Genomic DNA, 26,286 nt, shown 5'->3' with positions numbered 1-26,286 from the left:
GAAGGCGCGCCGGGCCGCAGCTGTCAGACCGCTTGCGCGAAGCCGAGCGAGGCGTCGGCGAGCGCGCTGAAGCGGACAGGGATCTCGCGGCCCTTCGCGGCCATCGACTGCGCCCACAGGCGACCGGCGCGATACGACGAACGCACGAGCGGCCCGGCGAGAACTCCAAGGAATCCGATCGCCTCGGCCTCGGACTTCAGCTCGACGAACTCCTCGGGGCGCACCCAGCGCGCGACCGGCAGATGACGCGGACTGGGCCGCAGGTACTGCGTGATCGTCAGGATGTCGGTGCCCGCGTCGTGCAGATGCCTGAGCGCCTCGGTGACCTCCTCCCGCTCCTCACCCATGCCGAGGATCAGGTTGGACTTCGTGATCATGCCGGCGTTGCGGGCCTGCGTGATGACATCCAGCGATCGCTCGTAGCTGAAGGCTGGACGGATGCGCTTGAACAACCTCGGCACGGTCTCGACGTTGTGAGCGAAGACCTCCGGATCGGCGTCGAACACCCGCTGCAGGTGCTCTGGTCGGCCCGAGAAGTCGGGCACCAGGATCTCGACACCCGTGCCGGGTGCCTGCAGATGGATCTGCCGGATCGTCTCGGCGTACAGCCACGATCCCTCGTCGACCAGGTCGTCGCGGGCGACTCCTGTGACCGTCGCGTAGCGCAGTCCCATGCGGGCGACGCTCTCACCGACCCTGCGGGGCTCGTCGGCGTCGAATGCGGCCGGCTTGCCGGTGTCGATCTGGCAGAAGTCGCACCTCCGGGTGCACTGGCTGCCGCCGATGAGGAAGGTCGCCTCGCGATCCTCCCAGCACTCGTAGATGTTCGGGCATCCCGCCTCTTGACACACCGTGTGCAGCTCTTCGGTCTTCACCAGCTGCTGCAGCTGTGTGTACTCGGGCCCCATCCGTGCTCGGGTCTTGATCCACTCCGGCTTGCGTTCGATGGGCGTCTGGGCGTTGCGGGCCTCGAGGCGCAGCATCCTGCGCCCCTCGGGTGCGGCGGTCATGCCGCGACGCCGATCACGGACTCGAAGTGCTGCTGCACCAGGAGAGCAGCATCCTGCGGCGTCACCAGGCGACCCACCTCGCGCGAGATGGTCGTGACGCCGGCGTCCCTGATGCCACACGCCACGATGCGTTCGTATGGCGCGAGGTCGTTCGAGCAATTGAGCGCGAAGCCGTGCATGGTGACCCCCGAGGCGACGCGGATGCCGATGGCGGCGATCTTCGCGTCTGGGCCGTCGGTCGAGACCCAGACCCCGCTGCGGCCATCCACTCGGTGCCCATCGACGCCGAGCTCCGCGAGCACGTCGATGAGCATGCCCTCGAGGCGGCGTACATAGCCCACCACATCGATGGGTTCCGCGAGGCGCAGGATCGGGTAGCCGACCAGCTGACCTGGGCCGTGCCAGGTGATCTTGCCGCCCCTGTCGACGTCGATCACCGGAGTGCCGTCTGTCGGACGTTCATCGGGCTCCGTGCGCTTGCCCGCCGTGAAGACGGACTCGTGCTCGAGCAGAAGGACAGTGTCAGGCGCCCGCCCGTCGACAACAGCCGCGTGCACGGCACGCTGCTGTTCGAGGGCGTCGAGATACGGCACGGAGTTGGCGCTTAGCCCCGTGACGACGTAGTCGATCACGTTCTGCAGTCTACGGCCTCTCCTCCCCACGCCCGTCGTGCGGCGGGAGTCGAACAGTTCGCACGATCGCCCCTCGGCGCCCGGTGCGAGTCGAGAACCATGGCAGTATGACCGCACGCGCCTCTCTGACCGCCGAACACTCCGCGCCCGATGCCGAGCCTGCCTCGACGGTGTGGCAGAGCCTGGCGGGCTATCGCCTGCTGCGCACCATCGGCAGGGGCACTCGCGGGGTGGTCTACCTGGCGTCCGACGGTGCGGACGAGGTCGCGGTGAAGGCTGTCAACGACGCAGTGGGTGACGACTCGTTCGTCGCAGAGACGGAGTGCCTGGCATCCGTGTCGTCACCGCACGTCGTGCGGCTTCTCGATGTGAGCGTGGTCGCGGATCGGCCGCGCTGCCTGGTCATGGAGCGGCTCAGAGGACCGACCCTCGCGAGCCTGGTGGGCGATCGCGGCCCGTTGGAGGCGGGGGAGGCCGTCACCCTGGTCGTGTCGGTCCTGCGCGGCGTGCGCGCGCTGCACTCCGCGGGCTGGAGTCACGGAGCGCTCTCGCTGTCGACGGTGCGGCTCGATGCGGCCGGCCGACCCGTGCTTGTCGGGTTCGGCCGGTCGGAGCGTTCGACCCCGGCGCGACAGCTGAGCGATTGGGTGTGCGCGGCAGATGTCGCAGACGCCGTATTCGACAGGGTCGACGTGACCGATCGCGAACGCATCTCGCGGTGCCGTGAGGCAGTGCGAGCTATCGCTTCAGCGGGCAGCGACGAGCCGTCGGCCGTCGGCCGAGCCCAACGGGTGCTCTTCGCGCTCGGCCCGGCATCACCTGTCGGCACATCACAAGCCACGGTGATCTCCTCGGCCTCCGCCGAGAGATTGCGACCTGCGTCGATCCATACCGAAACAGACGACGACGGTGTCGGCGTGGATTCGGATGGCCGCGATTCGTCTCCCAAGCGGGAGCGAAACCAGAGGAGACGAGCCGCGACGGGCCTGGCTGCGGCGGCACTGTCGCTCATGGAACACGGCGTCGGCGTGACGATCGGAACTCGTGTTCGCTCGGTCGCACGCACCCGGCGCCGGGCCCTGGTGGTCGCAGCGGGTGCGGCGGCAGCAGTGACGGTGGGAGCGTTGCTCGTTCTCCCGCCGGGGAACTCACCCGGGCATGCAGAGCCGGGCGCGTCGCAGGAACCCGGGCATCGTTCGGCCGAGTCCGGGCCGCGGCCATCAGCGTCTCCGAAGCCGGTCTCGTCCGATGCCATGCGAATATCCGGCGACGACCCCGTCACGGCGGCGGCATCGCTTCTCAGCGTGCGGAGCGGATGTCTCGAGCGCGCCGACGCCGAGGGGCTCACCGAGGTCGAGCAGGAAGGCTCACCGATCCTGGCAGCCGACACGGCTCTCGTGGCCGCCGGTGCGCGTACGGCGCCTGCTCCTTCGGAGTCGCAGCTCTCCCTCACCGAGTCCCTGGGAGATGCCGCCGTGATCGCGATCGCTGGTGGAGAGGGCACAGAGACGAAACCGGCGTCGGCCCTGTTGATCAGGACCGACGCCGGTTGGCGTCTACGTGCTCTGTTCGAGAACTGAGCGTCGTATGTCGCTCTTCGGGTCAGATACCCAGGTCGGACTCGAACGCGGCCTCTTCGAGGCGGTTCTTCACCGCGACGAGGAAGCGTGCGGCATCCGCACCGTCGACGATGCGGTGGTCGTACGAGAGCGCGAGGTAGACGGTCGAACGCACGGCGATGGCGTCGCCACCGTCCGTCTGCACGACGACGGGCTTCTTCGACACGATTCCGGTGCCGAGGATGGCGACCTGCGGCAGGAACACCAGCGGAGTGTCGAACAGCGCGCCACGGGAACCTGTGTTGGTGACCGTGAAGGTGCCGCCCGCGAGCTCGTCCGGCTTCAGCTTGTTGTCGCGCGTACGCTGTGCGAGATCGGCGATCTGCTGCGACAACTGCGCGATGTTCAGCGTGCTGGCCTCACGAACGACCGGCGTGAGCAGGCCACGCTCGGTGTCGACGGCGATCGAGATGTTCTCGTGATCCGGGTAGACGATGTTCTCACCGTCGACCGTTGCGTTGATCACCGGGTAGGCCTTCAGCGCCTCGGCGGCAGCCAGCGTGAAGAACGGCAGGAAGGACAGCTTCGTTCCGGTTGCCTTCTCGAAGTCGCCCTTGACGCGCGTGCGGAGCGCTGCCACCTTCGTCACGTCCACCTCGACGACGGTGGTGAGCTGTGCCGAGTTCTGCATCGAGACCACGGCGCGATCGGCGACGACCTTGCGCAGGCGCGACATCGGCTGCACAGTGCCGCGGAGCGGCGAGGTCTCGAGCTTCGTGCTCGCGGGCGCGGTAGGGGCGGCCGCCGCAACAGCGGCGCCGGTTCCCGCGCTCAGCACGTCTTCCTTGCGGATGCGCCCGCCGACGCCCGTGCCGGTCACGGTGTTCAGGTCGACACCTTGCTCGTTCGCGAGCTTGCGCACGATCGGGGTGACGTAACCGCCGCCCGCGTGCGAGCCGGAGACAGTGGGCTCTGGTGCGGTCGGCGCAACGGGAGCGGCAGCGGGGGCTGCCGGTGCGGGTGCTGCAGCAGCCGGAGCCGCAGGGGCGGCAGGAACCGACGGTGCAGCAGGTGCCGGCTGGGCGACGGGTGCGGCAGGCGCGGGGGCCTGTGCAGGAGCTTCGGCGACCGGAGCGGGCTGCACGGGCTGCGGAGCCGGCTGCTCCTGGGGAGCAGGTGCGGGCTGTGCCGGAGCCTCCTGAACAGGAGCAGGCTGAGCCGGTGCGGCCTCCGCGGGAGCGGCAGGGGCGGGTGCTTCCTGCGCAGGCGCCGCCTCGGGAGCCGGGGCGGCCTCCGCGGGCGCGGCGGGAGCTGCGTCCTGAGCACCCGAACCGTCACCGATGGTGACGAGCGCGGTTCCCACCTCGACGGTCTCGTCTTCCTGAACGAGAATCTGCTCGATAATGCCCGCGACGGGCGAGGGGATCTCGGTGTCCACCTTGTCTGTGGACACCTCGAGCAGAGGCTCATCGACCTCGACGCGATCGCCGACGTTCTTCAGCCAGCGGGTTACCGTGCCTTCCGTGACACTCTCGCCGAGTGCCGGGAGGCTGACGGATTCGCTCATGACCATGTCTCCTTCAAGAATGTGATTCGTTACGAAAGCTTATTGCAGCAGCCTGTTCGCGCTCGTCGATCAGAGCGTGTGGAGCGGCTTGCCTGCGAGATAGAGGAACGCTTCGCCGAGCGACTCGTTCTGGGTCGGGTGCGCGTGGATGAACGGCGCGATGTCTTCTGGGTACGCCTCCCAGTTCACTGCGAGCTGCGCCTCGCCGATGAGCTCGCCGACGCGGTCGCCGATCATGTGCACACCGACGATGGGCCCGTCGTTGACCCGCACGACCTTCACAGAACCGGTGGTGCCCAGGATCTCGCTCTTGCCGTTTCCGGCGAGGCTGTAGTCGTACGCCGTGACGTTCTCTGCACCGTACTGCGCCTGCGCCCGTCCCTGGCTGAGGCCGATCGAAGCGACCTCCGGCTCGCAGTAGGTGACCTTCGGGATGTTCACGTCCTCGACCACGATCGGGTTCATGCCCGCGATCTCCTCGGCCACGAAGACGCCCTGCTGGAAACCGCGGTGTGCGAGCTGCAGGCCGGGAACGATGTCGCCGACGGCGTAGACGCCGGGCACACTGGTCTCAAGTCGGTCATTGGTGATCACGAAGCCGCGGTCGATGGTGACGCCGGCCTCCTCGTATCCGAGCCCGGCTGTTACGGGTCCGCGTCCGACGGCCACCAGCAGAAGCTCCGCCTCGACGGTGTCGCCGTTCTCGAGCGTCACGACGACGCCCTCGTCGTTCTGCGTCACGCTCTGGAACCTCAGACCGAGACGGAAGTCGATGCCGCGGCGACGGAATGCCCGCTCGAGCGACTTGCTGATCGACTCGTCCTCGTTCGGTACGAGGTGGGGGAGCGCCTCGATGATGGTCACCTCGGAGCCGAAGGACTTCCACACGCTGGCGAATTCGACGCCGATCACGCCGCCGCCGAGCACGGCGACCTTCTTGGGCACGAAGTCGAGCTCGAGCGCCTGCTCACTCGTGATCACGCGGCCGCCGATCTCGAGGCCGGGAAGCGACCGGGAGTATGAGCCCGTCGCGAGGATCACGTTCTTGCCGACGTAGTCGTCGTCCCCGACGCGCACCGTGGTGGGAGAGACCAGCCGCCCCTCGCCTTCGACCGTCGTGATGCCGCGGGCCTTCACCAGGCCCTGGAGACCCTTGTACTTCTTCGCGACGACACCCTCGCGGAACGCGGTGACCGCGGCGATGTCGATGCCCTCGAACGTCGTGGTGACGCCGAACTTCGCCGACTCACGAGAGGAGTCCGCGATCTCGGCTGAGTGCAGCAGAGCCTTGGTCGGTATGCAACCGCGGTGGAGGCAGGTGCCTCCGACCTTGTCCTTCTCGATCATCGCGACGGAGAAGCCGAGCTGGCTCGCGCGCAATGCCGCCGCGTAACCCCCGCTACCCCCGCCGAGAACAACAACGTCGAAGTTCTGCTCAGACACCCATTCGCTCCTCGGGTCGGGATGTGGAACGTCACCGCCGGAGCGCATGTTTGTCACTGCAGGCGGCCGTCCTCAGGCAGGCGGTTCCTGCCCATACGACCTTACTACTGCGCTCGGAACTGCTCGGTCATCCCGATGAGCGTGCGCACAAGCACGCCGGTCGCTCCCTTGCCCGCGTATCCGTACGGCGCGCCGAAGTTCTGCGCAGAGCCGGCGACGTCGAGATGCGCCCACGGAATCGTCTGCGCGCCCGGCTCATCGGAGACCTTGCCGATGAAGTCCCGGAGGAACACGCCGGCGAGCAGCATGCCACCTGCCGTGTTGCCGGGGTTCGCGTTCGCAATGTCGGCGACCTCGGTCTTCAGCGTCGCGCGCAGCTCGCCGGGGAGGGGCATCGGCCAGAGCAGCTCGCCCGCGTCATCCGCCGCGTCCCTCAGACGCTCGACCAGAGCGTCGTCGCCCATCACGGCGGAGTACCTCGTGCCGAGCGCGACCATTTCCGCCCCGGTGAGGGTCGCGAGGTCGACGATGGCATCCGGATGCTCCTCCGCGGCTGCCCGCAGCCCGTCGGCGAGCACCAGGCGGCCTTCCGCATCGGTGTTGAGAACCTCGACGGTCGTTCCGCCGCGGATCGTCAGCACATCGTTGGGACGGATCGCCGAGCCGGAGGGCAGGTTCTCCGCGATGCACAGCCAGCCAGTGACTCTCACCGGGAGAGCGAGGCGCGCGGCCGCGATGACGACCGCGAGCACCGACGCTGCCCCTGCCATGTCGTACTTCATGCCCACCATCGGCACCGGCGGCTTGAGCGAGAGCCCGCCTGAGTCGAACGTGATGCCCTTGCCCACCAGCGCGACGTGTCCCTTCGCGTTCGCCGGTGCGTAGTCCACCCGCACGAGGCGCGGCGGTCGCACAGACCCGCTGCCCACGCCGAGGATGCCGCCGAATCCTCCTTCGGCGAGCTCCCGTTCATCCCAGATCTTCACATCGACCGGCAGGTCCGCCGCGGCCTCGACAGCAGACCTGGCGAGGTCGGCTGGGCCCTGGTGCGACGGGGGAGTGTTCGCGAGGTCGCGGCTGAGCCGGACCGCGTCGGCGACGACCGACGCCCGCTCGACGAGCGCCTCCGAGCCATCGGACGACCCGATGACCACGACCTCCGACACGGGCGACGAGTCGCTTCCGTGCTGCGGGCGGCCGATGAAGGAGTAGCCACCGAGCGCCGCACCCTCCAGAAGTGCGGTCAACTCCGCGTCATCCGCGACACCGACGTCGATGATCAGCCTCGTGTCGCCGACGGCGGCACGCGACGCGACCCCCGCAGCCGCCCTCAGCGCCGCAGCGTTCCGCACGCCGCCGATGCCCGAGAGGATGACGGGTGCGTCGTCCAGCACCCCACCGGGCAGCCGAACCGCCTGGTCGGCCGCTCCCGTGACCTTGAGTTCGGCGAGGAGCGCGCGATCGACCTCGCGACCGAGCACGACGGGTCCGTCTGATCCCGACGCCACGAAGAGTGCGAGCCGGTCACCCGGAGTGGAGGAAGGACGAACGGGTGCGAGCGCGAGGGAAGGTACGGGCATGCCAAGAATCGTACGTGCCTCGACGGTGTTCGCTGTGGGCATGACCGGGCCTCCCGGGCGGCCGGGGCAGCCTGGCTAGCATTGAACTCATGCAGGACCCGCGCGACCTCTACGACGTCCGGACAGCACTGGAGACGGTGCCGACCGGGCTGTATCTCGTGGCCGGTCTGACCGGATTCGCCGACGCAGGCAATGCCGTCTCGCAACTCAGCACTTATCTCACCGAGCGCCTCGACGCAGAGGAAATCGTGCGATTCGATGCGGATGCGTTGCTCGACTACCGCGCGCGACGCCCGATCATCACGTTCGATCAAGACCACATCAGCGACTACCAGCCGTCGCAGTTGAGCCTGTACCTGGTGCGCGACGAGGTCGGCCAGCAGTTCCTTCTGCTCACCGGCTACGAGCCCGACTTCCAGTGGGAGCGATTCAGCACCGCTGTTCTCGACCTGGTCTCACTGCTGAAGGTGCGCTCCACCATCTGGGTGCACGCCATCCCGATGCCGGTTCCGCACACACGGCCGATCGGGGTCACCGTCAGCGGCAACCGAGAGGGACTCGCCGAGTCGATGTCGGTATGGCGGCCGACGACGCAGGCACCCGCGACGGCGATGCACCTCATCGAGTACCGCCTGCAGGAGGTCGGTGCATCGACGGTGGGATTCGTTCTGCTCGTTCCGCACTATCTCGGGGACACCGAGTACCCGGCGGCGGCGGTCGCGGCTATCGAGAACATCAGCTCGGTCACGGGACTGATCTTCCCTACCGACAAGCTGCGGGAGGAAGACCGGGAGTTCATCGCCAACATCGACGAACAGGTCTCGAACAACCCGGAGCTCGAGCGCCTCGTCGGCGCTCTCGAGCAGCGTCATGACACCTACATGCAGGACAGCCCGCTGAAGTCGCCGCTGACCCATGGAGACGGCGGCCTGCCTTCCGCGGACGAGATCGCGGCCGAGCTGGAGAACTTCCTCGCGTATCGCCGCAAGGGCGACGACGACCAACAGAGTCACTGAGCCCGAGCGACCGGGCTCTCGATCGCCCCGTAGCGTAGGAGCGTGAACTCCGTACGCGCCTGGCTGGTCTTCGCGGTCGGCGTGTTCGGCTATCTCGTCGCGGTGATGCAACGCACCACCATCGGCGTCGCCGGCGTGTCGGCGACGGAGCGCTTCCACTCGAACGCCTCGCTGCTCTCGACCCTCGCTGTGCTGCAGCTTGTGGTGTACGCCGCCATGCAAATCCCGGTGGGCGTGCTGATCGATCGCATCGGACCGCGCATCCTCATGATCACGGGCACGGCGTTGATGGCGGCAGGACAGTTGGTCGTCGCGTTCTCCGACCTGCTCGGGGTCGCGGTCGCGGGTCGGGTGCTCGTCGGGGCAGGGGACGCGATGATCTTCACCTGCCTCATCAGGCTGGTGAACTCATGGTTCAGCGGAAGGATCGTGCCTCAGCTCTCCCAATGGGTCGGCAACATCGGCCAGCTCGGACAGGTGCTTTCGGCCGTGCCGTTCGCCTTCCTCCTGCACGAATCCGGCTGGACGGTCGCGTTCGCATCGGCGGCGGGAGTCGCGCTTGCGGCATGTGCAGGCATCATCGCCGTCGTACACAACAGTCCGGCGGGCGCCGAGGGGGAAAGACGCCACGCATCGTGGCCTCAGTCGCTGCGTCAACTGGGGGTCAGCATCGCCCGGCCCGGCACGCAGCTCGGGTTCTGGTCCCATTTCGTCACTCAGTCCTCGGGAACCGTGTTCGCCCTGATGTGGGGCTTCCCCTTCATGGTGTTCGCACTCGGCTACACGCCGGCCGAAGCCTCGTGGATGCTCACGATCATCGTCGGGGCCGCACTGGTCATCGGACCCGTGTTGGGCATCCTGACGGCACGTTTCCCTCTGCGGAGGAGCAACATCGTGCTGACGATCGTCGCGGCGATGGCCGTCGTCTGGGGCCTTCTGCTGCTCTGGCCCGGTACTCCGCCTGTCTGGCTCGTCGTTCTGCTGCTGGTCGTGATCGGCGCCGGGGGACCGGGGTCGCTCATCGGGTTCGACTTCGCGCGCACGACGAACCCCCTTCACGCGCTGGGCTCGGCGAACGGGTTCGTGAACGTCGGCGGATTCGCCGCGAGCTTCGTCATGATCTATCTGATCGGCGTGCTCCTCGACTGGCGCAGTCATCTCGCTTCGACCGGGCTTTACACCCTCGACGGATTCAAGATCGCATTCGCCATCCAGTACGTCATCGTCGGCATCGGCGTGCTCTTCCTGTTGTCGGCCCGTCGCCGAACACGTAAGCGTCTTCTCGACGACGAGGGAATAGAAGTGGGGCCTTTGTGGGTTGCATTGGTTGCACGGTGGAATCGGGGCCGCAGCTGAGAAGTGACACTGAGCGGAGTGATACGAAGGCGGCGATGCGCGATCGGCGCCCGGGCCGTGTAATAATCGATGACTGGACCCGTTCATCTCCGTACCTGCACGGCGTGTTCGTTCGGCCTCTCGAGGCCGGGTGGAAACGCAGTTCACAGCGCCGGACTTGACATGGGTCCTCATAGTGTCCGAAAGCGACCCGAACCCTCGTCATCTGTACCGTTGCGCGTGCTCATGACGCGAGGGCTGGAAGGTGAACTCCATGGCAACCAAAGCGGCTGAAGCCCGAAGCACCGTAGAGGAGCCCACGACGACCGTGGACAAGAAGTCCGCGACCCCGCGAAGCAGCGCGTCGAAGGCGACCGCTGCCAAGGCGAAGACTGCGAGCAAGGCGCCGGCGAAGACCGCGACGAGGGCGACGAGCAAGGCGTCCCCTTCGAAGGCGGCCACCAAGGCGTCGCCGTCGAAGGCGTCCAAGGCAGAAGACGACGACATCGACGACGAGCCGGAAGACCTCGAGACCGAAGAGCTCGACGACGCCGCCGTCGAGGTGGTTGAAGAGGTCGCGGCGGGAGCCGATGACGCGAAGGCGTCGACCGACTCCGACGCGGATGACTCGGAGTCCGATGCGGCGAAGGCCGAGGTGCTCCCGACAGGAGCCATCGTGCTGCGCGCGGCCGACGAGGAAGACGATGTGCCGGTCTATTCGGCGCAGATCACCGGTGCGACCGCCGACCCGGTGAAGGACTACCTGAAGCAGATCGGAAAGGTCGCGCTGCTGAACGCGGCCGAAGAGGTCGAGCTGGCGATGCGGATCGAGGCGGGCCTGTTCGCCGAAGAGAAGCTCGGCGCGATGACCGACCAGGAGAAGAGGTCGCAGCTGGGCCGCGACCTCGGATGGGTCGCTCGCGACGGCCAGCGTGCGAAGAGCCACCTTCTCGGTGCGAACCTGCGCCTCGTGGTGTCGCTTGCGAAGCGCTACACGGGTCGCGGCATGCAGTTCCTCGACCTGATCCAGGAGGGAAACCTCGGCCTGATCCGTGCCGTCGAGAAGTTCGACTACACGAAGGGCTTCAAGTTCTCCACGTATGCGACGTGGTGGATCCGTCAGGCGATCACGCGCGCCATGGCCGACCAGGCCCGTACCATCCGCATCCCGGTGCACATGGTCGAGGTCATCAACAAGCTCGCCAGGGTGCAGCGACAGATGCTGCAGGACCTCGGTCGCGAGCCCACGCCAGAGGAGCTCTCGAAGGAACTCGACATGACCCCTGAGAAGGTCATCGAGGTGCAGAAGTACGGCCGTGAGCCGATCTCGCTGCACACCCCTCTCGGCGAGGACGGCGACAGCGAGTTCGGTGACCTGATCGAAGACACCGAGGCTGTCGTGCCTGCGGACGCTGTCGGTTTCACGATGCTGCAGAAGCAGCTCGAGAGCCTGCTCGACTCGCTCTCGGAGCGCGAGGCGGGGGTCATCCGCATGCGCTTCGGGCTCGGTGACGGCATGCCCAAGACACTCGACCAGATCGGCGACACGTTCGGGGTGACGCGCGAGCGCATCCGTCAGATCGAGTCGAAGACGATGGCCAAGCTGCGGCACCCGTCCCGTTCGCAGTCGCTGCGGGACTACCTTGAGTGAGACGGCGCGGCCGAGCGCGAATGCCGGCAAGGAGCTGACCATCGCCGTCGACGGCATCGAGTATCAGCGCATCCCGATCAAGACGCCGCTGGTGGTCACGGGCGACGACCTCGTCGCCGTGGTGACCGCCGCAGCGCGTCCCGAGTTGAAGAGCGGCGACGTGCTGTTCGTGACCGAGAAGATCGTCGGTATCACTCAGGGACGCTCGTATCCGATCGACGACATCGAGCCGCGCAAGCTCGCGGTCACGCTGTCGCGCTACGTGCAGAAGACACCGCACGGCATCGGCCTCGGCATGCCCGAGACGATGGAGATGGCGCTGCGCGAGTGCGGGACCCCGAGGATCCTGCTCGCCGCTGCCGTCGCCGCCGTGACGAAGAAGCTGGGCCGCAAGGGCGACTTCTACCGCATCGCGGGTCCGAAGGCGCGCGGCATCGACGGGCCGACGGAGGGCACCATCCCTCCGTATGATTCGCAGGTCGTTCTGGCTCCCGCGCAGCCGAAAAAGGTGGCGGCGGAGCTCAGTGCCGCGCTGGGAGGAGCGGATGTCGCCATCGTCGACATCAACGACCTCGGCGGCAACATCCTTGGCTCGACGCTCGGCTCGAAGCGCGACGCGGAACTCGTGCGCATCCTGGGCGACAACCCGCTCGGGCAGGGCACGCAGAGCACGCCGATGGGGATCGTGCGGGCAAGCTGACGAATGCGCAGACGGATCACGCTCTCGCGCGCGACCCTGCACGACGCCCTTGACTCCGTCGTGTCGGAGCGCGGCTCGCGCGACGTGCTGCTCGACCTTCGTGCCGACGCATACGGACACGGAGCCGACGAGATCGTAGGGATGGCCGGCGAGCACGGCATCGAGCGGTTCATCCGTTCCGACGCAGACGCTCGAACCGGACTTCCCGACGACGTGATCGCGGAGGCCGTGTATGGCACTGCGCCGGGCACTGTCCCCGTCATGACGGTCACGGGCGAGGTCGTCGCATGCAAGCGGGTGCCTGCAGGGAGCGCGGTCTCCTACGGCTACACCTACCGGGTCGCCTCGGACTCGAATCTGGCTTTGGTGGGCCTGGGCTACGCCGACGGCGTTCCCCGGGCGGGGTCGAACAAGGCGCACGTTCTGCTCCGCGGCGGCCGGCGCGTGCTGGCCGGGCGTGTGGCGATGGACCAGTTCATGGTCGATCTCGGCGATGACTTGGCTCGGCCCGGTGACGACGTCGTCCTGTGGGGAGCGCCGGATGGTGCGCCGACGCCACTCGAATGGGCTGATGCATCGGGCTTCGGTCCGCTGGAGCTGACGACACGATTGGGCGTCCGGTTCGAGCGCGTCTGGACGGCATCGTGAGCGCCGTCGCCACCATCGATCTCGACGTGTTCCGGTCGAACCTACGTCTTCTAGGGCGTCTCGCGGCGCCGACCCCCGTCATGGCGATGCTGAAAGCGGATGCCTATGGGCACGGCATGATGCAGCTCGCCGGCCCCGCATTGGAGGCAGGCGCTACCTGGCTGGGCGTGCTCGAGATCTCCGCGGGTCTCCGGCTGCGCGACGCGGGCATCGAGGCTCCACTGTTCGCCTGGCTGCACGGTTCTGGGGCTGACTTCGCCGAGGCGGCCCGCCGCCGGATCGACGTGGGCATCTCCACGGTCGACGAGCTGCTCGCGGCGGTCGCCTCACGACCGCGGTCACCGCTTCAGGTGCATCTGAAGATCGACACCGGGCTGCACCGCAACGGCGCCACCGAAACCGAATGGCCTGCTCTGCTGGACTCCGCGCTGGCTGCGGAACGGGATGGCGCCGTGCACATTCGCGCGATCTGGTCGCACCTCGCCGATGCATCGGTCGCCGACGACGAGCAGGCTCTCGTGCGCTTCCACGAGGCCATCGCTGTTGCGGCATCGCGGGGCATCCATCCTGAGCTCATCCATCTTGCTGCGAGCTCAGCCGGCATCAGGATGCCCGCCGCCCGCTTCGACATCGTGCGGTTCGGCATCGCCGCCTACGGGGTGTCGCCGTTCGACGACCGCAGCCCTGAGGACATCGGCGTCGTCCCGCCGATGACGCTGTCGACCGTCGTGACGAGCACAGACGGTTCCACAGCGAGGATCGCCGCCGGCTGGGGCGACGGCCTGCCGTCGAAGGCGGTGACACGGGCATCCGTGTTGGTGCGTGGGCGCAGGCGTCGTCTGCGAGAGATCGGTGTCGACGGCAGCGTCATCGACGACGCGCACGACGTGCGAATCGGCGATCCGGTCATCCTCTTCGGCCCCGGGTTCCAGGGAGAACCGACGCCCACCGACTGGGCCGGCTGGGCGGACACGATCGGCGACGAGATTCTGACGGGCATCCCCGCCCGCGTCCCGCGCCGGTACGTGGAGACGGCTGCCGGATAGACCCCCGATAGAATGAACGCTGGCCCGCCGCGATCCGGCCATCGGCCGAAATCCCTGCCATTCAAGGAAGGCGCATACGTGGATCTCACTGTTTTCTCCGAACTGGAATCAGAGGTCAGGAGCTACATCCGGTCGTTCCCGGTGATCTTCGACCGAGCGCGTGGCTCGCTGATCTGGGACGAAGACGGCAATGAGTACATCGACTTCTTCTGCGGCGCCGGCGCGCTGAACTACGGGCACAACAACCCGCTCATCAAGGAACAGGTCATCGAGTACCTCGCCGCCGACCACATCCAGCACTCGCTCGACATGGCGACGGGTGCCAAGAAGCGCTTCCTCGAGTCGTTCCGCGACGTCATCCTTCAGCCGCGACAGCTGCCGTACCGTCTCCACTTCACCGGGCCGACCGGAACCAACGCCGTCGAGGCCGCGCTCAAGCTCGCACGACAGGTGACCGGACGCAGCTCCGTCGTCGCGTTCACCCACGGATTCCACGGAGTCTCGCTCGGTGCACTCGCCGCGACCGCCAATGACAAGTTCAGGGCAGCCGCGGGAGTGTCCCTCGGCGATGTGACGTTCCACCCGTATGACGGATACTTCGACGGCACGACGGACACGGTCGCTCAGCTTCGCACCCTGCTCGAGGACCCGGGAAGCGGACTCGACTTCCCGGCGGCGGTCATCGTCGAGACCGTGCAGGGCGAGGGCGGCGTCAACGTCGCGCGCATCGAGTGGCTCCAGTCGTTGGCCGCGCTGTGCGCCGAGAAGAGCATCCTGCTCATCGTCGACGAGATCCAGATCGGCATCGGGCGAAGCGGCGACTTCTTCAGCTTCGAGGCCGCAGGCATCGTTCCCGACATCGTGACCCTCTCGAAGTCCCTGTCCGGCTACGGGTTCCCGATGTCGCTCGTGCTTCTGAAGCCCGAGCTGGATGTCTGGAAGCCGGGCGTGCACAGCGGAACCTTCCGTGGCAACAACGTCGCGTTCGTGGGTGCTGCCGCCGCTATCGAGACGTTCTGGGGCGACCCGGAGTTCTCGCCGGCCATCCACCGTCGCGCGGCCTTCGCTGCGAGCCGCCTCGAAGCCATCGTCGCGAAGCACCCCGACCACCTCACCACGAGGGGGCGAGGTCTGCTCCGCGGTCTGGTCGGCAAGCCGGGCTCCGGCATCGCACAGGCGGTGTCACGCGAAGCGTTCGCGAATGGCCTGATCGTCGAGACCTCCGGGCCACGCAACGAGGTGCTGAAGCTCATGCCCGCCCTCGTCGACGACGACCAGAACACGCTGAGCAGGGGGCTCGACATCATCGACGCCGCGGTCGACGCGACGATCGCGAAGCTCACCTGATGGCCCGCAAGAGCCTCAGCCTGCGGTCACGGCTGGACTACTTCGGTGAGCGCTTCCGAGCCCTCGACCTGCCCAGCGTCTGGCGTAGAGCGAAAGAGGTCGGCAAGCAGCACCACAAGTGGGCGCCCGCCGTCTTCACCGACATGCTCTGGTACGCCGGCTTCCGCGACACGGGCTTCCAGGATTACGTCGACTGGGACTTCGCCATCCTCACCCGCGCCGAGCGCGCGACCTACATGACGAACGCGATCTCGAACCACCTCGCGCTTCGCTACGACGCCGCGGCCTTCCGCGAGAGGTTCGAGAACAAGATCGAGTTCAATCGCGTCTTCGACAATTACCTCGGTCGAGAGTGGTTCGAGGTGGAGCCGACGACGGTCGACGAGCTCCGCGAGTTCGTGACCCGCAAGGGCGTCGTCATCGGCAAGGTGCCTGTCAGCAACTCGGGCTACGGCGTCTCTCGCTACGAGGCCGCCGAGATCGAGGACTGGGCCGCGTTCCGCGCCGAGCTCCTCGGGAAGGGGCAGACGTTGCTCGAGGAGTACATCGTGCAGCATCCTGCCCTCGTCGAGGTCAGCCCCGACATCGTCAACACGACACGTGTCACGACGTTCCGGGATGACGCAGGTGCGGTTCACCTGCTCTCGTTCGCCCAGAAGTTCGGTGTTGGCAAGGGCGCGAGCGACCAGCAGGCGTTCGGCGGATTCTTCACGCTGCTCGACGAGAGCGGACACTCCAAGGGGCCGGGCTACGGTTCCCACCAGCACATCTACGCCGATCATCCAGGCACCGGAAAGTCGATCGTCGACTTCACGCTGCCGATGACCGACGCCGTTCTCGCGCTCGCTACGGAGGTGAGCGGCGTCGTCCCGGAGATCCGCTACATCGGATGGGACGTCGTCGTCACGCCCAACGGCCCGATCATCGTCGAGGGCAACTGGATGCCTGGCGCGTACGAGAACAAGCCGAGTGCGACCGGCATCCGTACGGGGTCACTGCCGCACTTCCGCGAGCTGATGGACTTCTGAGCCGAGGCTTCTGAAACGACGCGGGTCAACGCTCGAAGCGATCCCGGGCGTCGGCAGACTTGGGCGTGAACAGGTTGACGAGGTTGCCGTCGGGGTCACGGAGCAGCAGCGAGCGATTTCCCCATGGCATGTCGGTCGGCTCGTTGATGAACGTCTCGATCGTGCTGCTGAGCGCCTGATAGGTGAAGTCGACGTCCTCGACGAGGAAGTCGAACGCGACCGTGCGATTCGCCCCCGCCTCTGCCGTTCCCTCGCCGAGGAGTTGCACGGTCTTCGTGCTTGCGATCGCCAGTGTTCCCGAGGCGGTGCGCAGCTCGGCGAACAGCGGATGCGGGCGGGTCGTCCTCAGCCCGGTGATGCGTTCGTAGAACTCGACCAGAGCGTCGACGTCGTTCGTGAAGATCCGGGTTGCAGCGAATTCCATAAGCATCTCCTGTCTGTGGATGACGGCGCTGTGCCGCCTTCATCACGGTACGAGAGATACTGGACAGATTCTGTCCAGTAATCGTCGATACTAGGGAGATGGGTGGAACGACATCGCGCGTGCTGCGGCTGCTCGAACTGCTCGAGTCCGCCGGTTCGCGCACGCTGAGGGAGCTCTCCGATGACCTCGATGTCGACGAACGCACGGTGCGGCGCTACATCGACCAGCTGCGCGAGCTGGAGATACCGGTCGAGTCGCTTCGCGGTCGATACGGGGGATACCGCCTGGCGGCGGGCTTCCGCATGCCGCCATTGATGCTCAGCAGCGATGAAGCACTCGCCGTCGTGCTCGGCCTGCTCCGCGCCCACTCATCGCCTGGTGCGCATCCGACGGCGGTGCAGACCGCCATGTCGAAGGTGCGACGCGCGCTGCCTGCCGAGACGGCTCGCAAGCTCGACACTTTGCTGCACGCGACGGCGTTCGATGAGGGAGACCCAGGAGCGATCCCGGACGCCGACGTTCTGCTGACGGTGGCCGACGCGGTGGCACACCATCACCCGCTTGCCGTCCGCTACGGCTCGCAGCACGGTGTCGCGACGCCCAGGACGCTTCATCCGAAAGACCTCATCTCGTCTGCGGGCCGGTGGTACCTGACGGCCGACGACATCGACGCCGAGGCCGAGCGCACCTTCCGGGTGGACCGCATCCGCAGTGCGAGGCGGCTGCCGGGCGTGCTCGCCCCCGTCGCCAGATCGGGTGCGGCAGAGACCGTGCGGGCGCTGGTCGACGGCTTCGCCCGGTCGGAGCGCGTCTGGAGAGTCGTGCTTCGCGCGCAGATCGACGAAGCCGCTCTTCGCGCCCGGCTTCCCGCGAGCGTCGCCGTGATCGAGCCGTTTGCGATCCCCGGAGCAGAGCAGCAGTGGCATCGCGTGGAGATCCACGCCGATCGCCTCGACTGGCTGCCGTCCGTCATCGTCTCGCTCGGGTGTCCTGTGCTGGTGGACGGCCCCGCTGAACTCAGGACGCTCCTCTCCGATGTCGCCGCGCGCCTGAGTGTCGCGGCATCCATCGGCGAAAGCTGACGGGCACAGAGAACCGACAGACACACAAAAGGGCGGCAACACGGAACTCCGTGCGGCCGCCCTTCTTGAGGTGACGGATCAGGCGCGCTGATCTTCGAGCAGTCGCGCCGTCTCGTCGTGCCAGCTGGTCGCGATGCTGGAGAGCTTCTCGTGGTGCTTCTTCGCGTGGTGTGCGCAGAACAGCAGCTCGCTGTCGTTCACGGTCACACGCACATAGGCCTGTGCGCCACAGGCGTCGCAGCGGTCCGCCGCAGTCAGCGACGGGCCGGTGGGGAGCTCTTCGGCACCGGGGGTGGCGACGTGGCTTGCGTAATTCGACATGCTGAGCTCCTTTCTGATGACCCGAACCCGTGGCTCGTTGTTGTCCTCAATACAAGCACGTCGGCCCCGTGAGCATGCTTCATTCGACGCGCAGTTCGCTGTCCGCGTAGGGCGATCGACCCCAGACATCCACCGAAGGGTGTCGGTGCGCGGAGGGCCCCCGCACGCCGGATAGTCTGAAAGACGCCCGATTCCCGGCGGCCGCCGTTTCCACCAGACCACGGCATCGCGAGGGATGACCGGCAGAACGACGACTGGAGACACGCGTGGCGACGAACGACTACTCCGCCAGACACCTTTCGGTGCTCGAGGGGCTCGAGGCCGTGCGAAAGCGCCCCGGCATGTACATCGGCTCGACCGACGCGCGGGGCCTGATGCACTGCCTGTGGGAGATCATCGACAACTCCGTCGACGAGGCGCTTGCCGGATTCGGCACGGCGATCGACGTGATGCTGCACCCCGACGAGAGCATCGAGGTGCGCGACAGGGCCCGAGGCATCCCCGTCGACATCGAGCCCAAGACGGGACTCACCGGTGTCGAGGTCGTCTTCACCAAGCTCCACGCAGGCGGCAAGTTCGGCTCAGGCTCGTACTCGTCGTCCGGCGGTCTGCACGGCGTGGGGGCATCCGTCGTCAATGCGCTCTCGGAGCGTCTCGACGTCGAGGTCGACCGCGACGGCAAGACCTGGGCCATGTCGTTTCACCGCGGAGAGCCGGGCGTCTTCGACGACTCCGGCGTGCCGAGTCCGGACTCGCCGTTCCGGCCGTTCGAGTCGGGCAGCGAACTGCGGGTCGTCGGCAAGGTCGCGAAGGGTGTCACGGGAACACGCATCCGCTACTGGGCCGACAAGCAGATCTTCGGCAAGAACGTCGAGTTCAGCGCCGACGATCTGATCGGGCGGGCCCGTCAGACGGCGTTCTTGGTTCCCGGTCTCACGATCGCGCTGACGGATGCCCGCGGCGACGCGGCAGAGCGCACCGACTTCGTCTACGAGGGCGGAATCAGCGAGTTCGCCGACTACCTCGCCCCCGATACGGCGATCACCGAGACCTGGCGTCTCGGCGGTACTGGCGCGTTCGTCGAGACGGTTCCCGTGCTGAACGACTCCGGTGCGATGGTCCCGACCGAGGTGAACCGCGAGTGCGAGGTGGATGTCGCACTTCGCTGGGGCACCGGTTACGACACCGTGCTCAGAAGCTTCGTCAACATCATCGCAACACCCAAGGGCGGAAGTCACCAGGCGGGCTTCGACCAGGGCGTGATGAAGTTCTTCCGCCAGCAGGTGGAGCAGAACGCGCGCCGCCTGAAGGTGACCGCCAACGAGAAGCTGGAGAAGGACGACATCCTTGCCGGCCTCACCGGCGTTCTCACCGTGAGGCTGCCAGAGCCGCAGTTCGAGGGCCAGACCAAGGAGGTGCTCGGCACCCCCGCGGTGCGCGCCATCGTGTCCAAGGTGGTCGCCGATGGCCTCGCCGCTCGCTTCGCTTCGACCAAGCGTGACGACAAGGCGCAGTCCTCGCTGCTGCTCGACAAGGTCGTCTCCGAGATGAAGTCGCGTATCTCGGCCCGAGCCCACAAAGAGACGCAGCGTCGCAAGAACGCGCTGGAGACATCCTCGCTGCCGCCCAAGCTGGTGGACTGCCGTTCGACCGACGTCGCTCACAGCGAGCTGTTCATCGTGGAGGGCGACTCGGCGCTCGGCACCGCGCGCCGAGCGCGCGACAGCGAGCACCAGGCGCTTCTGCCGATCCGCGGCAAGATCCTCAACGTGCAGAAGGCATCGATCTCCGACATGCTCTCCAACGCTGAGTGCGCCTCGATCATCCAGGTGATCGGCGCGGGCTCGGGGCGCACGTTCGACCTCGACTCCGCCCGCTACGGCAAGGTCATCATCATGAGCGACGCGGATGTCGACGGTGCCCACATCCGCACGCTGCTGCTCACGCTGTTCTTCCGATACATGCGGCCGATGATCGAGGCGGGCAGGGTCTTCGCCGCTGTGCCACCGCTGCACAGGGTGATCGCGATCAATCCAGGCTCCAAGCCCAACGAGACGATCTACACCTACTCCGACCAGGAGCTGCATGCCGTTCTCGGCAACCTCAAGAAGGCCGGAAGGCGTTGGCAGGAACCGCCGCAGCGCTACAAGGGCCTTGGCGAGATGGATGCCGACCAGCTCGCGACCACGACGATGGACCGCGCCCACCGGCTGCTTCGCAGGGTGCGCGTTGACGACGCCGAGCGCGCCGCCGAGGTTTTCGAGGTGCTGATGGGCAACGACGTGGCCCCGCGCAAGGAGTTCATCATCTCCGGCAGCGACCAGCTGAGCCGCGACCGCATCGACGCCTGACGGCGCGACGCGTCTCTCCGTGGGTTGAGGAGCCCGCCGCAGGCGCGCGTCTCCCCGTGGGTTGAGGAGCCCGCCGCAGGCGCGCGTCTCCCCGTGGGTTGAGGAGCCCGCCGCAGGCGCGCGTCTCGAAACCCGACCCACGGGGCCGACCGGTTTCGAGACGCGCCCGCTTCGCGGGTGCTCCTCAACCCACGGTGGGACGGGCCCGCGGGAACGCTCTCAGCCGACCTGACGCCCGATCGCCGCGATGACACCGTCGAGCGGCTGACCGGAAGCGTCGCGCTTCGCTCCGGGCTCGGGCAGCGCACGCACTGCACCGTCAGACCCCACGGCGAGAGCGGGGGAGACGCCCACCCAGGCGAGCGACAAATCGTCCTCGCCCTTCAGGAAGCGCTGAGCACGCACGCCGCCGGTCGCGCGACCCTTCGGCGGGAACTCGTCGAAGGTCGACACCTTGCCCGATCCCGGGTTGGTCCCTGCCAGCGTGTTCTCGCTCGTCGCGACGGTGACGACGACGGTGTCATCCGCCGATCCGCTCGACACGGCCCCGAAGAACAGTGCGGTCGCACCGGCGGAAAGCTTGATGCCGGCCATGCCGCCCGCGCCCCTGCCTTGCGGGCGCACGGATGACGCGGCGAAGCGCAGAAGCTGGGCATCCGTCGTCACGAGGACCAGCTCGTCGTCGTCGGACGCCTCGCATGCCCCAACAACGGCGTCTCCGGGCTTCAGGGCGATGACCTCGAACTCCGGGCGGTTCGCCCAGTCTCCCGGCGTCACGCGCTTCACGACGCCCTGCGCCGTGCCGAGGGTGAGCGGAACGGACGAATCCGAGGTGACGAGTGCGAGCACCCGCTCCGACTTGTCGGTCAGCCCGATGTAGTCAGACGACCGAACCCCGGCCGCTGGCTGCACCGCGTTCGCTGGGACCGCCGGCAGATCCACAGGGGTGAACCGCACGAGGCGCCCATGACTGGTCACAGCGCCCAGTTCTGTGCGGCTCGTGGTGGCGACGGACGACGCGATGGCGTCGTGTTTGCTCCGGCGCGCGGGGGGAGTGATACGAGGAGCGATGCCCTCCGCGTCAGGCTCCAGGTCGACTCGCACCAGCCGTCCGGTCGCGGACAGGAAAACGCGGCACGGCACGTCGGCCATCTCGAGCGCCTGCTGCGCGGCCTTGCTGCCCGTCGTGGCACGGGACGGCTTCGCTGATGTGAGCAGAGTGCGTCTCGGCGTGCCGAATCGTTCGGCGACGTCATCGAGCTCCTGGGAGACGACGCCCTTGATGCGCTCGTCGCTCGCGAGGATCTCCTCGAGCTCCGCGATCTCGGCCATCAACGTGTCGCGCTCGGCCTCGAGCTCGATGCGCGAGAACTTCGTCAGGCGACGAAGGCGAAGCTCGAGGATGTACTCGGACTGCACCTGACTGAGGTCGAAGACCTGCATCAGGCGGGAACGCGCCTGATCGCTGTCATCGCTGGTGCGGATGACCTGGATGACCTCGTCGATGTCGAGGATCGCGATCAGGAGGCCCTCCACCAGGTGGAGACGCTCGCGACGACGCGCGAGACGGTACCTGGAGCGCCGGGTGACGACGCTGATGCGGTGCTCGAGGTACACCGACAGCAGCTCGCGCAGCCCGAGGGTCCGCGGGTTGCCGTCGACCAGAGCGACGTTGTTGATGGCGAAGCCGTCTTCGAGGGGTGTGTACCGGTAGAGCTGCTCGAGAACGGCCTGCGGGCTGAACCCGGTCTTGATGCCGATCACCAGGTGAAGGCCGCGACTGCGGTCGCTCAGATCGGTGACGTCGGAGATGCCGGCCAGCTTCTTCGCGTTGACGCCGTCCTTGATCTTCTCGATCACCTTCTCCGGACCGACGAGGTAGGGGAGCTCGCTGACCACGAGGCCCGTCTTGCGGGCCGTGATCGGCTCGACCGTGACCTTCGCGCGCGTTCGGAACGTTCCTCGGCCCGTTGCGTAGGCATCCTTCACTCCGTCGAGGCCGACGATGATGCCGCCGCCCGGCAGATCAGGTCCCGGCACGAACTCCATCAACTCGTCGAGAGACGCCTCTGGATGATCCAGCAGGTGCCGAGCAGCCCCGACGACCTCGACCAGGTTGTGCGGCGCCATGTTCGTCGCCATGCCGACGGCGATACCGCTCGCACCGTTCACGAGGAGGTTGGGGATGGCGGAGGGCAGTACATCCGGCTGCATCAGCTGGTTGTCGTAGTTGGGGACGAAGTCGACCTCGTCCTCGTCGATGCCCTCCGTCATCGTCAGCGCGGCTGCGGCGAGCCGCACCTCGGTGTACCGCGCGGCGGCCGGACCATCGTCGAGTGAGCCGAAGTTGCCGTGCCCGTCGATCAGGGGGAGGCGCAGCGTGAAGTCCTGCGCCATGCGCACGAGAGCGTCGTAGATCGCTGAATCGCCGTGCGGGTGGAGCTTGCCCATCACCTCACCCGTGACGCGCGCCGACTTCACGTGGGCGCGATCCGGGCGAAGGCCCATCTCGCTCATCTGGTAGAGGATGCGGCGCTGAACCGGCTTGAGGCCGTCCCTGGCGTCGGGCAGGGCCCGTGAGTAGATGACCGAGTAGGCGTATTCGAGGTAGGAGCTCTGCATCTCGGCCGAGACGTCGATGTCTTCGATCCGCTCCGGCGCCGGTTCGGCTGCAGGGGTGTTGCGTGCTCTGCGGTTGTCTGCTGGGCTCATTCGTGCATTCTCGAGAAGGCCATCTCGCGTGGTCTGCCACGCTCCCCGCACGCCGAATCCGACACACTGCGGTGTGTCAGACTGGCCGGGTGGGGACAATGCTACCGGCCGGATTCTCGACGGCGACGAGCCTGGCCGACGTTCTCACGAGTTGCCTCGCCACGGTCACAGGAGCCCGCGGAGCCATCCAGCTTCCGCCCGTCTCGCGGACCGTCGTCGTTGTGGTCGACGGCCTCGGAGCCCACGCGCTGCGAGCACGTGCGGGCCATGCGAGATTCCTCGCCCCGCGGCTCACGAAGGCCACGACCATCACCAGCGGTTCGCCGACCACGACGGCCGCCGCCATCACCACACTGTGCACGGGGCGGATGCCCGGCGAACACGGCATCGTCGGCTATCGCGCCCTCGACCCGCGGACCGGTCGGGTGTTCAACCACCTCAGCGGCTGGAACGGAGACCCTGACCCGGCGACCTGGCAACGGTGCGAGACGGTCTTCACCCAGGCGCGCGAGCAGGATGTCACGCCGAGCGTCATCGGCCCTGAGCGCTACCGCTCGTCATCCTTCACCGCAGCGGCACTGCGCGGAGCCGACTACGTCGGCGCCGACAGCATGCAGCGACGTGTCGAGCTGGTGCGCGAACTCTTCGACCGCGGCGGCCGGCAACTGGCCTATCTCTACGTTCCCGAGCTCGACGTGGCCGCCCATGCCCGCGGCTCGGAATCGGATGCCTGGCTCGTCGCACTCGAGCAACTCGACTCCGTCATGACATCCCTCGCTCGCTCCCTGCGGTCCGGCGAAGGGGCGTTCGTGACGGCAGACCACGGCATCCTCGACATTCCCGCGACGTCGCACGTCGTGTACGACTCGGTTCCTGAGCTCACGGCGGGTGTCGAACGCGTCGGAGGCGAGCCGCGCATGCTCCAGCTCTACTTCGGCAAGGGCGCGACGGCGGAGCAGGCCGACGCGCTTGCCATGGCCTGGCAGGAGGCAGAGGGCCACCGCGCGTGGGTGGCCACGCGCGCCGAGGCGATCGATGCCGGGTGGTTCGGTCCGACGGTCGACGCGGCTGTGGCGCCGCGCATCGGTGACGTGCTCGTCGCGGCCAGGGCGAAGATCGCCTATTACGACTCCACGCCAGAGGGCGTCAGGGGACGCACCATGGTCGGGCAGCACGGATCCTTCACGCCGGAAGAGCAGAAGGTGCCGCTGATCGGACTCGGCGACTTCGAGCGCTGACCCCTCGGTGGCCCTCCGGGCCGGCGCTCAGGCCAGGTCGTCGTCCGTGCGGGCGCCGAAGACGATCTCATCCCAGCTCGGCATCGATCGCCGACCGCGCTTAGCGCCACGAACCGGGCCCGTCGTGGTGCTTGTCTCTGCGGGTGCAGCCTGCTGCGGCGCTGCAGGAGCGTCGGTCATCCCGGTTGCGTCGGGTCCGTCGAAGGTATCGAGAGGGATGTCGACGGCCTGGGGTGCCGAGTCCCTCAGCCCTGCGGCCTCTCGCTCGCCGCGGCGCTTCCGCAAGGCCTCGAGAAGGTCGGCCGTCTGATGAACGTCCCGAGGCTCCTCGTCGTCGGCACGCTTGATGGCCTGAACGGCGATGGAGTTGTTCGCCGTCTGCGGTCCGCGGGCCGCCGGCGACTCCGCCCTGGCAGCAGACGGAGTGTCGTCGAACGTGAATGCTCCGCTGTCGAAGCGCGACTCGTCGGGAACGGCGACCACTGGGGCGACGGCTCGCAGACGCGGGATCAACCCGGTCTGCAGCTCACCCTGCTGCGAGAGGGTGTGAGCATCGGCGTTCGACGGTGCGAGGGCGAGCTTGCGAGGCTCGAAGCTCCACCGGGCGTCGTGGTCGACCTCGTCGGACGCGAAGGTCAGCTTGACGACCCAGCCGCCCTCCGGCTCCTTCCAGCTGGTCCAGCGCTCGCTGTTCGCTCCGAGCGCAGAGAGCCGCTCCCTGATGACAGAGCCGAAGGTGTCGCCGTCGCTCAGCGGGTCGATGTCCGCTCCTGTGCGCACGGGAACCGAGAGGGCCGAGGCGACGATGTGTTCGCGCTCGGCGATGATCGGGCCCTCGAAACGCTCGACGTAGCCGATCGCCGCGCCCGTCAGCTCCGCGACCTCGTCGGCCGAGAGCCCTGAGCGGATGTGCGCCTGAATCTCACGTGGGGAGACCTTCGGTCCATTCACAGGTTCGGGCTTGAGCTGACGCAGTCTCGACTGAAGCATCTCGTCGATGGCGATGCGGAATCGCTCACCACTGTCGTTGACGGCGAGCAAGGCGCCGCTCTCGACGCCGATGACCTTCAAATCCTGCATGCGAAACGCCTCTTTCGACCTGGTTGCGTTCGTCGACAACCCTGCCATGGGAGAGGGCGAAACCCCGGGAATAAGCGGGGCGTGCCGGAAGTTGATCGGTTGCGCAACCCCATTGGGGGAAAGAGGCACCGTGGCGTGTTTGCTATTCCAGGGTGCTTGTTGCAAACTATGGCCGCCGATTTCTTCGGCAGCAGCTAGATGAGAAGTGGATGGGCATGGCAACCGATTACGACGCTCCCCGCAAGACCGACGACGACTCGGAGTCGATCGAGGCGCTGAAGGAGCGGGTTCCGGACAAGATGTCCGGGGTCGTTGACGTCGACGATGCCGACAACCCCGGTGGATTCGAGCTGCCCGGCGCCGACCTCTCCGACCTCGATCTCGACGTTGTCGTTCTGCCTCCGCAGGCCGACGAGTTCACGTGCGTGAGCTGCTTCCTCGTGAAGCACCGCTCTCAGATCGATCACGAGACCAAGCTCGGGCCGATCTGCGTGGAGTGCGCGGCCTGACGAACGA

At 67.2% G+C, this 26,286-nt stretch carries 22 protein-coding genes; 13 read left to right on the top strand and 9 right to left on the bottom strand.

From position 1 onward, the window contains the following. Positions 1–23 precede the first annotated feature (23 nt). Together lipA and lipB are read right to left on the bottom strand one after the other, a co-directional pair. The gene (lipA, locus tag ACYVDN_RS04525; protein ID WP_460568865.1) at positions 24–1,010 is read right to left on the bottom strand and encodes a lipoyl synthase; all 987 of its coding nucleotides are present in this window, start codon (positions 1,008–1,010) and stop codon (positions 24–26) included. Continuing rightward, entirely contained in the window at positions 1,007–1,642 is a 636-nt protein-coding gene (lipB, locus tag ACYVDN_RS04520) for a lipoate--protein ligase family protein (RefSeq protein WP_460568863.1), read from the bottom strand. Before lipB ends, lipA begins: the two co-directional genes overlap by 4 nt. A gap of 107 nt (positions 1,643–1,749) precedes the next feature. Between lipB and ACYVDN_RS04515 the strand changes: the two genes are divergently transcribed. Next, the gene (locus ACYVDN_RS04515; protein ID WP_460568861.1) at positions 1,750–3,222 is read left to right on the top strand and encodes a protein kinase family protein; all 1,473 of its coding nucleotides are present in this window, start codon (positions 1,750–1,752) and stop codon (positions 3,220–3,222) included. A gap of 22 nt (positions 3,223–3,244) precedes the next feature. Here ACYVDN_RS04515 and sucB read toward each other — a convergent pair whose 3' ends face one another. The 3 genes from sucB to ACYVDN_RS04500 form a co-directional block, all read right to left on the bottom strand. After that, positions 3,245–4,768 (bottom strand): 2-oxoglutarate dehydrogenase, E2 component, dihydrolipoamide succinyltransferase, encoded by a 1,524-nt coding sequence (sucB, locus tag ACYVDN_RS04510; protein ID WP_460568859.1) that lies wholly within the window; start codon positions 4,766–4,768, stop codon positions 3,245–3,247. A gap of 69 nt (positions 4,769–4,837) precedes the next feature. Next, positions 4,838–6,211: a dihydrolipoyl dehydrogenase gene (lpdA, locus tag ACYVDN_RS04505; RefSeq protein WP_460568857.1), complete on the bottom strand. Its 1,374-nt coding sequence runs from the start codon at positions 6,209–6,211 to the stop codon at positions 4,838–4,840. A 104-nt stretch (positions 6,212–6,315) separates the two neighbouring features. Next, positions 6,316–7,791: a leucyl aminopeptidase family protein gene (locus tag ACYVDN_RS04500; RefSeq protein WP_460568855.1), complete on the bottom strand. Its 1,476-nt coding sequence runs from the start codon at positions 7,789–7,791 to the stop codon at positions 6,316–6,318. Positions 7,792–7,880: 89 nt separating this feature from the next. On the opposite strand from ACYVDN_RS04500, the gene ACYVDN_RS04495 reads away from it, so the two are divergent. From ACYVDN_RS04495 to ACYVDN_RS04460, 8 genes are all read left to right on the top strand, one after another. After that, on the top strand, positions 7,881–8,807 hold the full coding sequence (locus ACYVDN_RS04495) for a proteasome assembly chaperone family protein (RefSeq protein WP_460568853.1): 927 nt from the start codon (positions 7,881–7,883) through the stop codon (positions 8,805–8,807). A 42-nt stretch (positions 8,808–8,849) separates the two neighbouring features. Beyond that, on the top strand, positions 8,850–10,163 hold the full coding sequence (locus tag ACYVDN_RS04490; protein ID WP_460568851.1) for an MFS transporter: 1,314 nt from the start codon (positions 8,850–8,852) through the stop codon (positions 10,161–10,163). A gap of 253 nt (positions 10,164–10,416) precedes the next feature. Next, the gene (locus tag ACYVDN_RS04485) at positions 10,417–11,793 is read left to right on the top strand and encodes an RNA polymerase sigma factor (protein WP_460568849.1); all 1,377 of its coding nucleotides are present in this window, start codon (positions 10,417–10,419) and stop codon (positions 11,791–11,793) included. After that, a complete protein-coding gene (locus tag ACYVDN_RS04480) occupies positions 11,786–12,493 on the top strand; it encodes a coenzyme F420-0:L-glutamate ligase (RefSeq protein WP_460568847.1) in 708 nt (235 codons plus the stop codon). Before ACYVDN_RS04485 ends, ACYVDN_RS04480 begins: the two co-directional genes overlap by 8 nt. A gap of 3 nt (positions 12,494–12,496) precedes the next feature. After that, entirely contained in the window at positions 12,497–13,141 is a 645-nt protein-coding gene (locus ACYVDN_RS04475; RefSeq protein ID WP_460568845.1) for an alanine racemase, read from the top strand. After that, a complete protein-coding gene (locus tag ACYVDN_RS04470) occupies positions 13,138–14,187 on the top strand; it encodes an alanine racemase (RefSeq protein ID WP_460568843.1) in 1,050 nt (349 codons plus the stop codon). Before ACYVDN_RS04475 ends, ACYVDN_RS04470 begins: the two co-directional genes overlap by 4 nt. Before the next feature lie 78 nt (positions 14,188–14,265). After that, on the top strand, positions 14,266–15,534 hold the full coding sequence (gene ectB, locus ACYVDN_RS04465; RefSeq protein ID WP_460568841.1) for an aspartate aminotransferase family protein: 1,269 nt from the start codon (positions 14,266–14,268) through the stop codon (positions 15,532–15,534). Further along, positions 15,534–16,562, top strand: a complete 1,029-nt coding sequence (locus ACYVDN_RS04460; RefSeq protein ID WP_460568839.1) for an ATP-grasp domain-containing protein — start codon at positions 15,534–15,536, stop codon at positions 16,560–16,562. Before ectB ends, ACYVDN_RS04460 begins: the two co-directional genes overlap by 1 nt. 25 nt (positions 16,563–16,587) lie before the next feature. On the opposite strand, the gene ACYVDN_RS04455 is transcribed toward ACYVDN_RS04460, so the two are convergent. Further along, positions 16,588–16,986, bottom strand: coding sequence for a VOC family protein (locus tag ACYVDN_RS04455; RefSeq protein ID WP_460568837.1), 399 nt, complete (start codon positions 16,984–16,986; stop codon positions 16,588–16,590). 98 nt (positions 16,987–17,084) lie between these two features. Between ACYVDN_RS04455 and ACYVDN_RS04450 the strand changes: the two genes are divergently transcribed. Then, the gene (locus tag ACYVDN_RS04450) at positions 17,085–18,068 is read left to right on the top strand and encodes a helix-turn-helix transcriptional regulator (protein ID WP_460568835.1); all 984 of its coding nucleotides are present in this window, start codon (positions 17,085–17,087) and stop codon (positions 18,066–18,068) included. Positions 18,069–18,146: 78 nt separating this feature from the next. Here the strand turns inward: ACYVDN_RS04450 and ACYVDN_RS04445 are convergent, their stop codons facing one another. After that, positions 18,147–18,389 (bottom strand): DUF7455 domain-containing protein, encoded by a 243-nt coding sequence (locus tag ACYVDN_RS04445; protein ID WP_460568833.1) that lies wholly within the window; start codon positions 18,387–18,389, stop codon positions 18,147–18,149. A 266-nt stretch (positions 18,390–18,655) separates the two neighbouring features. Here ACYVDN_RS04445 and ACYVDN_RS04440 point away from each other — a divergent pair, with 266 nt between their 5' ends. After that, positions 18,656–20,740: a DNA gyrase/topoisomerase IV subunit B gene (locus ACYVDN_RS04440; protein WP_460568831.1), complete on the top strand. Its 2,085-nt coding sequence runs from the start codon at positions 18,656–18,658 to the stop codon at positions 20,738–20,740. Between the two features lie 219 nt (positions 20,741–20,959). Here the strand turns inward: ACYVDN_RS04440 and ACYVDN_RS04435 are convergent, their stop codons facing one another. Further along, positions 20,960–23,452 (bottom strand): DNA gyrase/topoisomerase IV subunit A, encoded by a 2,493-nt coding sequence (locus tag ACYVDN_RS04435; RefSeq protein WP_460568829.1) that lies wholly within the window; start codon positions 23,450–23,452, stop codon positions 20,960–20,962. A gap of 98 nt (positions 23,453–23,550) precedes the next feature. Here ACYVDN_RS04435 and ACYVDN_RS04430 point away from each other — a divergent pair, with 98 nt between their 5' ends. Beyond that, the gene (locus ACYVDN_RS04430) at positions 23,551–24,690 is read left to right on the top strand and encodes an alkaline phosphatase family protein (protein ID WP_460572244.1); all 1,140 of its coding nucleotides are present in this window, start codon (positions 23,551–23,553) and stop codon (positions 24,688–24,690) included. Positions 24,691–24,717: 27 nt separating this feature from the next. Here the strand turns inward: ACYVDN_RS04430 and sepH are convergent, their stop codons facing one another. Next, positions 24,718–25,770 carry a septation protein SepH gene (gene sepH, locus ACYVDN_RS04425; RefSeq protein ID WP_460568827.1) on the bottom strand — a complete coding sequence of 351 codons (1,053 nt, stop codon included), beginning with the start codon at positions 25,768–25,770 and terminating at the stop codon, positions 24,718–24,720. Positions 25,771–25,985: 215 nt separating this feature from the next. On the opposite strand from sepH, the gene ACYVDN_RS04420 reads away from it, so the two are divergent. Beyond that, the gene (locus tag ACYVDN_RS04420; RefSeq protein WP_170023872.1) at positions 25,986–26,279 is read left to right on the top strand and encodes a DUF4193 domain-containing protein; all 294 of its coding nucleotides are present in this window, start codon (positions 25,986–25,988) and stop codon (positions 26,277–26,279) included. Positions 26,280–26,286: the final 7 nt, after the last annotated feature.

Source organism: Humibacter soli (assembly GCF_054779035.1).
Note: the sequence above shows the minus strand (reverse complement) of the source record. Positions and strands in the feature narration are given on the sequence as shown.

Excerpts from the sequence above, each read along its gene's own strand:
- lipA (WP_460568865.1), bottom strand. The coding sequence starts at position 1,010 with ATGACCGCCGCACCCGAGGGGCGCAGGATGCTGCGCCTCGAGGCCCGC.
- ACYVDN_RS04515 (WP_460568861.1), top strand. The coding sequence starts at position 1,750 with ATGACCGCACGCGCCTCTCTGACCGCCGAACACTCCGCGCCCGATGCC.
- sucB (WP_460568859.1), bottom strand. The coding sequence starts at position 4,768 with ATGAGCGAATCCGTCAGCCTCCCGGCACTCGGCGAGAGTGTCACGGAA.
- ACYVDN_RS04500 (WP_460568855.1), bottom strand. The coding sequence starts at position 7,791 with ATGCCCGTACCTTCCCTCGCGCTCGCACCCGTTCGTCCTTCCTCCACT.
- ACYVDN_RS04495 (WP_460568853.1), top strand. The coding sequence starts at position 7,881 with ATGCAGGACCCGCGCGACCTCTACGACGTCCGGACAGCACTGGAGACG.
- ACYVDN_RS04485 (WP_460568849.1), top strand. The coding sequence starts at position 10,417 with ATGGCAACCAAAGCGGCTGAAGCCCGAAGCACCGTAGAGGAGCCCACG.
- ACYVDN_RS04475 (WP_460568845.1), top strand. The coding sequence starts at position 12,497 with ATGCGCAGACGGATCACGCTCTCGCGCGCGACCCTGCACGACGCCCTT.
- ACYVDN_RS04460 (WP_460568839.1), top strand. The coding sequence starts at position 15,534 with ATGGCCCGCAAGAGCCTCAGCCTGCGGTCACGGCTGGACTACTTCGGT.
- ACYVDN_RS04455 (WP_460568837.1), bottom strand. The coding sequence starts at position 16,986 with ATGGAATTCGCTGCAACCCGGATCTTCACGAACGACGTCGACGCTCTG.
- ACYVDN_RS04450 (WP_460568835.1), top strand. The coding sequence starts at position 17,085 with ATGGGTGGAACGACATCGCGCGTGCTGCGGCTGCTCGAACTGCTCGAG.
- ACYVDN_RS04445 (WP_460568833.1), bottom strand. The coding sequence starts at position 18,389 with ATGTCGAATTACGCAAGCCACGTCGCCACCCCCGGTGCCGAAGAGCTC.
- ACYVDN_RS04435 (WP_460568829.1), bottom strand. The coding sequence starts at position 23,452 with ATGAGCCCAGCAGACAACCGCAGAGCACGCAACACCCCTGCAGCCGAA.
- ACYVDN_RS04430 (WP_460572244.1), top strand. The coding sequence starts at position 23,551 with ATGCTACCGGCCGGATTCTCGACGGCGACGAGCCTGGCCGACGTTCTC.
- sepH (WP_460568827.1), bottom strand. The coding sequence starts at position 25,770 with ATGCAGGATTTGAAGGTCATCGGCGTCGAGAGCGGCGCCTTGCTCGCC.
- ACYVDN_RS04420 (WP_170023872.1), top strand. The coding sequence starts at position 25,986 with ATGGCAACCGATTACGACGCTCCCCGCAAGACCGACGACGACTCGGAG.